Raw genomic sequence first — 8,687 nt, forward strand, 5'->3', positions numbered from 1 at the left:
AAAAAGATTGTTGCAGATCAAAATAGATTTATTTAATCTATTTTGATCAACGAATTAATTGTTTGACTTGCTCATTCGTTTTTCCAATTTTGCAAACAGTATGTAAAGTCCAGGAATGATTAAAAGACCAAACACAGTTCCAATTAACATTCCTCCCGCAGCTGCTGTACCAATCGAACGGTTACCAATTGCACCTGCACCAGAAGCGATACACAACGGAATCAATCCTGAAATAAAAGCAAATGAGGTCATTAAAATTGGTCTGAAACGAAGTCTTGCTCCTTCGATCGCTGCTTCGACAATATCACGTCCAAGCTTGTTCTGCGCCATGGCAAATTCTACAATCAGAATGGCGTTCTTGGCAAGCAGACCAATCAGCATGACGAGTGCTACTTGGGCATAAATGTTATTGTCCAATCCGACCATGACAAGTGCAATGTAAGAACCGAAAACTCCAACCGGAAGACTCAATAATACTGGGAACGGAAGCAATAAACTTTCGTATTGTGCGGCCAATAATAAGTATACAAATAGTATACAAAGCGCAAAAATGTAGATCGTCTGGTTTCCTGATAAAATCTCTTCACGCGTCATACCAGACCATTCTAATTCAAAACGGCTAGGCAGTTTTTCTGCAGCAATTTTTTCAACAGCGGCAATGGCATCTCCAGAACTGTAACCTTCAGCAGGTTCACCGTTAATCATAGCCGACATATACATATTGTAACGAGTTAAAACCTCTGGACCGTAAACTCGTTCTAATTTGATGAAAGTAGAAAATGGAACCATTTCGCCAGCTTCATTCTTCAGATACATATCCAAAATACTTTCTGGATTTTGACGGAATTGCGGACTTGCCTGAACCATTACTTTATACATTTGAGAAAAACGGATAAAGTTGGTTGCATAAAATGAACCTAACATAGTTTGTAAAGTCGACATGGCATTGTCTACCGAAATTCCTTTTTTGGCCGCCAAATCATAATCAATATGGATTAAATACTGCGGGAAAGTGGCATCAAAACTAGAAAATGAATTCTGAATTTCTGGCGAAGCATTTAATTCTTTGATGAATTCTTTAGTCACTTTATCGGTATTGGTAATACTTCCTCCAGATTTATCCAGCAAACGAAGCTCAAAACCACTCGTATTACCAAAACCAGGAACGGTTGGCGGAGCAAAAATCTCGATTTGTGCGTCGGTAATGTTTTTGGTTTTTTCTGTAAGTTCTGCCATGAATTCGGTTACCGAAATATCACGTTCGCTCCAGTCTTTTAAGTTGATCATTCCCATTCCGTATGAAGCTCCAGCGATTTCGGTTACAATACTGTATCCTGCCAGAGTCGTTACGTTATCTACACCTTTTATTCCTTTTGCAATTTTAGTTACTTCGTCCAAAGCTTTTTCAGTACGTTCTACCGTTGCTCCTTGTGGCGTTGTAACACTTACGTACACCATTCCCTGATCTTCAGTTGGGATAAATCCAGATGCCAAAAATTTGGTTGTTCCCCAAGTTAAAAAGCAAAATAGTACTAATATACCAACTGTAACAGTGTTACGATCGGCAAACTTCACCAATACTTTGATATATTTTGAAGTAATATTATCAAACCAGTGGTTGAATCTATGGAAGAAACGATCTAAAAGCGATTTTTTCTCTTTATTCGGATCATGGGCTTTTAGCATAATAGCACAAAGGGCAGGAGTAAGAGTAAGGGCGTTAATACCAGAAATCACGATACTTATCGCCATTGTTAAAGAGAACTGCCTGTAGAAAACTCCGACTGGACCGCTCAAGAATGCAACCGGAATAAATACCGCAGCCATTACAATAGTAATCGCAATAACGGCACCTGTAATTTCTTTCATAGCGCTAATGGTAGCCTCCATTGGCGACATATGTTCTTCGGAGATTTTTACGTGAACGGCTTCGACTACGACAATCGCATTATCGACCACAATTCCTATAGAAAGTACTAAAGCGAAAAGCGTTAATAAGTTGATCGAGAAGCCCATCATCGACATAAAGGTAAACGAACCAATAAGTGCCACAGGAACTGCCAATACTGGAATTAAAGTAGATCTCCAATCTTGAAGGAAAAGGAAAACGACAAATGCTACCAAAATAAAGGCTTCAACTAATGTTCTCAATACTTCATGAATAGAAGCGTCAAGGAAACGCGAAACGTCGTAAGCAATGTTGAATTCCATTCCTGGAGGAAAAGAAGAGCCTTTTAATTCGGACATTTTTTCTTTTACGCTCGCAATAACTTCAGAAGCATTTGAACCCGGACGCTGTTTTAGCATGATTGATGCCGAAGGTTTTCCGTCGGTTTTAGAAACCATTCCGTAACTCATCGCACCAAATTCGATTTTCGAAATGTCTTTTAATCTTAAAATAGTTCCGTCTGAATTAGCTCTTAACGGAATTTCTTCATATTGTTTTGGCTCGAAGAATTTTCCGCCATACTTAATTACATATTGTAATTGATTGTTCATTTGTCCTGAACCTTCACCGACTTTACCTGGCGCGGCAGAAATGTTTTGTTTTTGAAGTGAATTGATAACTTCATTTGCCGAAATATTATACGAAAGCATCTTTTCTGGATCTAACCAAACACGCATCGAATATTCTTTCTGACCCATGATTTCGGCACGTCCGACACCATCAATACGCTTTAATTCCTGAAGAATATTAATATCGGTAAAGTTGAAGATAAACTGCTCATCTTGAGTTTTGTCGGTACTTGTAATATTCAAGTACATCAACATACTGTTTACCTCTTTTTCGGTTGTAACTCCGGCACGAATTACCTCTTCTGGAAGTTCGTCCAGAATCGTGGTAACCCTGTTCTGCACGTTTACGGCAGCCAGATCGGGATCGGTTCCTACTTCAAAGAAAACCTGAATTAAGGTCAAACCATCGTTAGAAGTTACGGTTGACATATACGTCATTCCGGGTACTCCATTTATGGCTCTTTCTAACGGAAGGGCAACGGCATTGGCCGAAACCTCTGCATTTGCTCCTGTATATTTTGCTGTAACGGTTACAGACGGTGGTACAATGTCTGGGAATTGGGTAATGGGAAGCTGAAACAACGCCAGCAATCCCAGAAGGACTATCATAACCGAGATGATTAATGACAATATTTTCCTTCTGATAAATAACTCTATCATTTTAAATTTTTTAGATAAATAATTAAATAACTGTTTTGCAGGTCAATAACCTACATTTGTTTCATGTTGATTTTATCGCCGTCTCTCAATGATTGCGTACCTTCTTGCACAATTAGGTCGTCGCTTTTTAGACCTTCGTTCAAGATATACACATCATCTAGAGTGGTTTCAATTGTAACATTCGTCATTTTAACTACTCCATCTTTGTTCACGCGGAAAACGTATTGTTTGTCCTGAATAGAAAAAACAGCTTTCTGCGGAATTAAAATTGCATTGGTTTTTGGCTCTGAAATAATCAGTTTTCCAGAAGTTCCGTGTTTGATAAATCCTTGCGGATTATGAAATTTTGCTTTGTATTGAATCGAACCGGTTTGTTTGTCGATATCTCCATCAGCAGTTCTTAATTCTCCCTTTTGATCGTAGACTTGTCCGTTTGGCAATACCAATCTAATATCGCCCTGCGTGTTTAAGGTTTTGTCTTCCATCATTTGGAAATAGGTATTCTCAGGAATTGAGAAATAGGCGTACACATCGTCTAATTGAGAAACAGTAGTCAATAATGAACCATTTTCTACTAAACTTCCTTCTTTAAACGGAATACGGTCAACTGTTCCGTCAAATGGCGCGCGGATCGTGGTAAAGCTAATCTGCTGATTGATTGCTTTTCTTTCGGCAGCTGCATGAGCCAATTTCGCGGAAGTGGCTTCATATTTTGCTTTGGATAATTCTAATTCCTTGTCTGCAATTACTTTTTTATTGAAAAGGGTTTGCGCCTGTTCTAGTTCTACAGAGGCAATTCTTAAATCGGCTTTTGCGCTTTTGTAAACGGCTTCAGCTTTTAGCAACTGAATCTGAAGTTCAACATCGCTTATTTTAAAAAGGATTTGCCCTTTTTTTACTTTTTGTCCTTCGCTAACGTATACCTTGTCTAATAAACCAGGAATACGAACGTGAATTTCTACATTGTTTTTAGCATGTACATCGGCAACAAATTTGCTCGAAACTATAGTGTCTTTTAAAGTTACCTTATAAACAGGAAACGTTTTTATGTTGTTTGAATCTTTTTTTGATTTATCTCCGCACGAGACTAAAACGAATAAAGCCAAGGTGCATAAAAGAAATGGATTTTTATAAATGCTCATCATTAGGTTTAAATTTTTGAATAAATAGATTTTCTCCCTTGATACTAAAATATCGGGAGTATGAATTTGGATTCTGTTTTCGACAACAATCGAAACAAAAGATAAAAATGGATTTTGGATGCTTCTCCGTTTAGAAAAGTACTGTTTTGAGAATGTTTTTATAGCAATAGCAGCTCAATTGCATAAGCAAAGGAGAAATTATTCTATAAAATGACAAAAATTTAAAGCCTAGAAAAGTTGATACAAATGAAGATGAGGATGTCTTTCGATGTGGTATATTGAAGCTATACCATATATTAAAGTCTCTTTATAGACTTTGAAGTTGACTAAATTGCTAAAATACGGAGCTTTGATTGTACTTTGTTCCAAAGTAGTCGCTCTGCATTTTATTTTCTTTTTGAGCTTATAATGGACTTCTAGATTTTTAGAAGAAGAAAAGTCAGAAGAAAAAATCTGCGTGTCGTCTGCTGCAACACTATCTAAGGTAATGCAACTGCTAGCACTATAAATTGGCGAATACGTCTCGGTACCTCTAAAAAAAGAAAGTAGCGATAGTAAAACGACATATATGAACTTGGTGGGTTTCATTTACAGTACAGCAGATTATATAATTTTGTTCCTTAGAAAGAGGGAATATATTTGTTTAAAGTGCGCCAAATATAGTAATTTGAAAAGTAAGGTTTCTTAAAATTTTTCTAAAAACTGTGAGATTTAAAAATTTGATAATATTTGAAGTTGGTTTTTAAGGTTTTAATTTTTTATTGTGTTACTTATTAATAAGTTAGTATCGATTGGATTTTGAGAATTTATTAAAATAGTAAACTTTTTTATCTTTGCGCTATAAGAATATAAGGAAGCAAACTTTGTTTCCCATAATAAAAAGAATACCACGTGAATTATTTAAAGCTTTTTGGAACAAAATTAATGCTATTGATGAGTGTAATTAGTTATGGACAAAATCTAGAAAAATTAATAAAAGAAAACATTGCAAAAAGAACCGACACTTTGGTTCATTTTAAAACAGACTCGCCTTATAATTACATACCTGTAACGATACTTTCTGGAAAAGAAAAAGGACCTGTTTTTACCATTATTGCGGGAATACATGGTTTTGAATATCCGCCAATTACAGCAGTTCAGGAATTAATCAAAGAAATAGATCCGAAAAAGTTGAAAGGAACTTTGATTGTGGTTCCAATTGCCAATGTTGGTTCATTTTATAAAAGAACACCATTTGTAAATCCGTCAGACCATAAAAATTTGAATAATGCTTTTCCAGGCTCAGAAACAGGAACTATTACAGAACAGATTGCTAATTATATCACGAAGCAGATTATTCCGCAATCGGATGTTTTTTTGGATATTCATGGTGGCGATGCCAATGAAGATTTGCTTCCTTTTGTTTGTTACTACAATAATGCATCAGAAGAAAAGAAAACGCTTTTAAGCAATAAACTTTCAGAGATTTCAGGAATCAATCATATTGTTTCTTATCCGTACACGATTACGAAAACCGAACCTGCAAAATATGCTTTCAAACAAGCTTCTCAGAACGGAAAAACAGCTTTAAGTATCGAAGCTGGTAAATTAGGAAATGTGCAGACAGAATCGGTACATTTGATCAAAAAAGCAGTTTATAATATGCTCAATTACATGGAAATGTACAGCAACGGAACAGCTCCTGTGAAAAATCCATCAGCCGTTTATTTGAACAATCAGGAGTATGTAAAAGCAGAAGTTGCTGGAATTTTTAATAGTACTTTAAAAAGCGGAGATTACATAAAAAAAGGTGATAAAATCGGATTTGTTTCTAATGAATTTGGAAAGGTTTTAATCGAAATTAAATCACCCACAACTGGAATTATTTTATATAAAATTGGAACTCCGCCAGTGAATAAAGGTGAGACTGTTTTTTGTATTGGATATTAGATAAACTTAAAAGATGATTAAAGCATTAAAAGTAACTGCAATTAGTTTTTTTTTATTTTTAAATTTATGCTTTTCGCAAGAAAAAAGAGCGAAGGATATAACATTGGAAATAGTTGACAAAGTTTTAAAAAACAATAGTTATGCTAAATTGTTGATTAGTAATAATTCATCTTATAATTATTATCTTCCAATTTTAAACTCTGTTGACAGTGAAAAATGGAATTTTATGTTACCAACAAATGAGACGAGTTTTTTTTTAGTACATATGATTGTGTATAATTTTAATAATGAAAACTTAAGTTGGCAATCAAATAATTGTTTTGATGAAGATGTAGATCCGATATCGAGAAGTTTTGATGAGAAATGGATGCAAAAGAAAAAAAGTATTAAAATAGAAGATTTTATTCTATTAAAAGCAGGCCAAAAAAAGGTTATAAATGTACCAATCAATTTACAGGTAAAACTTTCAAATGATTGTTTTTGGGAGATTAAAGATTATAAAAATGAAAAAGAATTAAAAGTCTCCTATTATTATAGAAAAAAACAGGAAGAATTAGAGTCTTTATTTCTGAGTTCTGAGATATTAAATAAGTTGAAGCAGTTGAATTATAAACTTTATAATTTGAAAATTGAATCGAACAAAGTAAATTTAATTTTGCAATAAGTAGATTAGTTTTTCTAGTTTTAGAATTGTCTAACACAGCATTTTTCTCTCTATACAAAGAAGTTCAAAATTTGAATTAAAGAGTTACGCAAATGTCTCAAAGACATTTGCGCAGCACTATTAAGGAAGACTTCAGAGAGCTGGTTTAACCTCTATAATATTAAATCCTTAATGAGCATTTCGATAATTACCATGCTAACTTTAAACTGTAATGGAATATGTATTTTATAATGATTTGCGAATATCGCACGGGAATTATTCTAGAGTTAGATTGTAAAACTAGATTTAATGACTTTGATGGGCAGGGGAATATTCCTAGATTGCCATTTTTTGACTTGGAGAGCGCTGAAAAAAAAGCTGCAGAAATAGTCAAAAATAATAATGAATTGGAAGTTTCTATTGTCAATGAAAATGAAGCTAGATTTTCTAAAAGATTTACTTATGAAGATCTGTAAATCTGCAAATAATTTTCATTCCAGTTTAACTCCCGCTCTACAAAGAGTTCTAAATTTGAATTAAAGAGCTGCGATGGCGCAAAGTCGGAGACATTTGCGCAGCACTATTAAGAAAGACTTCGGAGAGCTGGGTGCCATATTAATACAGCAGAAAATCAAAAGATATGTACCGTCAGTAAAACCTCTTGAGCCTGTTGTGCCAGTAGATAGTTTGGCGGTAAGTAAAGATACTTTGAAACCAGCAGTTGTTAAACCAGAATAAGAAAATCGTTCTAACCTTTAATCATTTAAAATGAAAAAAAACTTCTCGTTAATTTTAACTTTTAGCGGCTTTTTAGCAATGAATGCACAAACCGTTGAAGAAAAAATCGCCACAAAAGCATGCGAGTGTTTAGAAAAAAGTTCAAAAATTACCGAAGATGTTTATAGAGATTGTCTAACTAAACCAATGAGCGAACTAATCTTGACAGATAAAGATCCTAAAGTTAGAGAATCAATAAATACAGTTGAAGGCATTCAGGGTATGATTTTGAAAGTTCAAGGTGTCATTTCAAAAAAATGTCCAAATCTGGTTCCAGAATTAACGGAAAACAAAGACGATGTTTTTTATAGCAAATCAAAGAACCAAAACGCACAGAACTCTTATGTAATTGCAAAAGATTTTATGCGCCAGAGCAACTATAAAATGGCTATTGAAAGTTTTCAGCTAGCTTTAAAAGAAGATCCAAATTTTGTTCTTGCTCTTGATGATATGGCGGTTTCTTACAGACAGTTAAACGATTATGATAATGCCATTAAATATTACAAAAAATCGCTCGAAATTTATCCCGAAGGAAATTTTGGCTTGATGAATATTGGTGTTGCCTATACTTTTAAATCTGATTATCAAACTGCGATAAGTTATTATGAAAAACTAATTCAATATCATCCAGACAATGCTGAAGGCTATTTTGGTGCTGGAAAAAACTACTTCATGCTAAAAGATGATGAAAAAGCGTTGGATAATCTTTTTTTGGCCCATATCATTTATACCAATGAAAACTCAGAATATGCAAAAGATTCGGAACAGCTTATTGGGGCTCTTTACCAGAAAATGAAATCGGAAAACAAAGAGGATGTGTTCAAAAAAATTGCAGAGAAAAACAACATTAAAATAGAATAAAACTTAAATAAAAAAAGGCAGACTTATAATTTAGACTGCACCCAAAAGTTTAGACAAATTAATAACTAAGTTTTATAATAATGAGCTCGATATTGTATCGGGCTCATTGCTTTTAGATTAAGTTTTATTCTGTCATTATTATAATAATTAATATACTC

At 34.2% G+C, this 8,687-nt stretch carries 9 protein-coding genes; 5 read left to right on the forward strand and 4 right to left on the reverse strand.

The genetic code is table 11. From position 1 onward, the window contains the following. Positions 1–54: 54 nt before the first annotated feature. The 3 genes from ACFO3N_RS19195 to ACFO3N_RS19205 all read right to left on the reverse strand — a co-directional run bounded on the left by ACFO3N_RS19195 (position 55) and on the right by ACFO3N_RS19205 (position 4,907). A complete protein-coding gene (locus ACFO3N_RS19195; RefSeq protein ID WP_379800470.1) occupies positions 55–3,177 on the reverse strand; it encodes an efflux RND transporter permease subunit in 3,123 nt (1,040 codons plus the stop codon). A gap of 50 nt (positions 3,178–3,227) precedes the next feature. Next, complete coding sequence (locus ACFO3N_RS19200; protein WP_379800472.1) at positions 3,228–4,322, reverse strand: efflux RND transporter periplasmic adaptor subunit; 1,095 nt, start codon at positions 4,320–4,322, stop codon at positions 3,228–3,230. Between the two features lie 225 nt (positions 4,323–4,547). Beyond that, entirely contained in the window at positions 4,548–4,907 is a 360-nt protein-coding gene (locus ACFO3N_RS19205) for a hypothetical protein (RefSeq protein ID WP_379800474.1), read from the reverse strand. Positions 4,908–5,210: 303 nt separating this feature from the next. On the opposite strand from ACFO3N_RS19205, the gene ACFO3N_RS19210 reads away from it, so the two are divergent. From ACFO3N_RS19210 to ACFO3N_RS19230, 5 genes are all read left to right on the forward strand, one after another. Next, positions 5,211–6,248, forward strand: a complete 1,038-nt coding sequence (locus ACFO3N_RS19210) for a succinylglutamate desuccinylase/aspartoacylase family protein (protein WP_379800476.1) — start codon at positions 5,211–5,213, stop codon at positions 6,246–6,248. 13 nt (positions 6,249–6,261) lie between these two features. Beyond that, positions 6,262–6,912 (forward strand): hypothetical protein, encoded by a 651-nt coding sequence (locus ACFO3N_RS19215; RefSeq protein ID WP_379800478.1) that lies wholly within the window; start codon positions 6,262–6,264, stop codon positions 6,910–6,912. Positions 6,913–7,130: 218 nt separating this feature from the next. After that, positions 7,131–7,367 (forward strand): hypothetical protein, encoded by a 237-nt coding sequence (locus ACFO3N_RS19220; protein ID WP_379800480.1) that lies wholly within the window; start codon positions 7,131–7,133, stop codon positions 7,365–7,367. Positions 7,368–7,440: 73 nt separating this feature from the next. Next, complete coding sequence (locus ACFO3N_RS19225) at positions 7,441–7,629, forward strand: hypothetical protein (protein WP_379800482.1); 189 nt, start codon at positions 7,441–7,443, stop codon at positions 7,627–7,629. Between the two features lie 30 nt (positions 7,630–7,659). Then, on the forward strand, positions 7,660–8,529 hold the full coding sequence (locus ACFO3N_RS19230; RefSeq protein WP_379800484.1) for a tetratricopeptide repeat protein: 870 nt from the start codon (positions 7,660–7,662) through the stop codon (positions 8,527–8,529). Between the two features lie 65 nt (positions 8,530–8,594). On the opposite strand, the gene ACFO3N_RS19235 is transcribed toward ACFO3N_RS19230, so the two are convergent. Further along, positions 8,595–8,681 carry an IS3 family transposase gene (locus tag ACFO3N_RS19235; RefSeq protein WP_379796460.1) on the reverse strand — a complete coding sequence of 29 codons (87 nt, stop codon included), beginning with the start codon at positions 8,679–8,681 and terminating at the stop codon, positions 8,595–8,597. Between the last annotated feature and the right edge of the window lie 6 nt (positions 8,682–8,687).

Source organism: Flavobacterium chungangensis (assembly GCF_042654045.1).
Taxonomy (GTDB): Bacteria; Bacteroidota; Bacteroidia; order Flavobacteriales; family Flavobacteriaceae; genus Flavobacterium; species Flavobacterium chungangensis.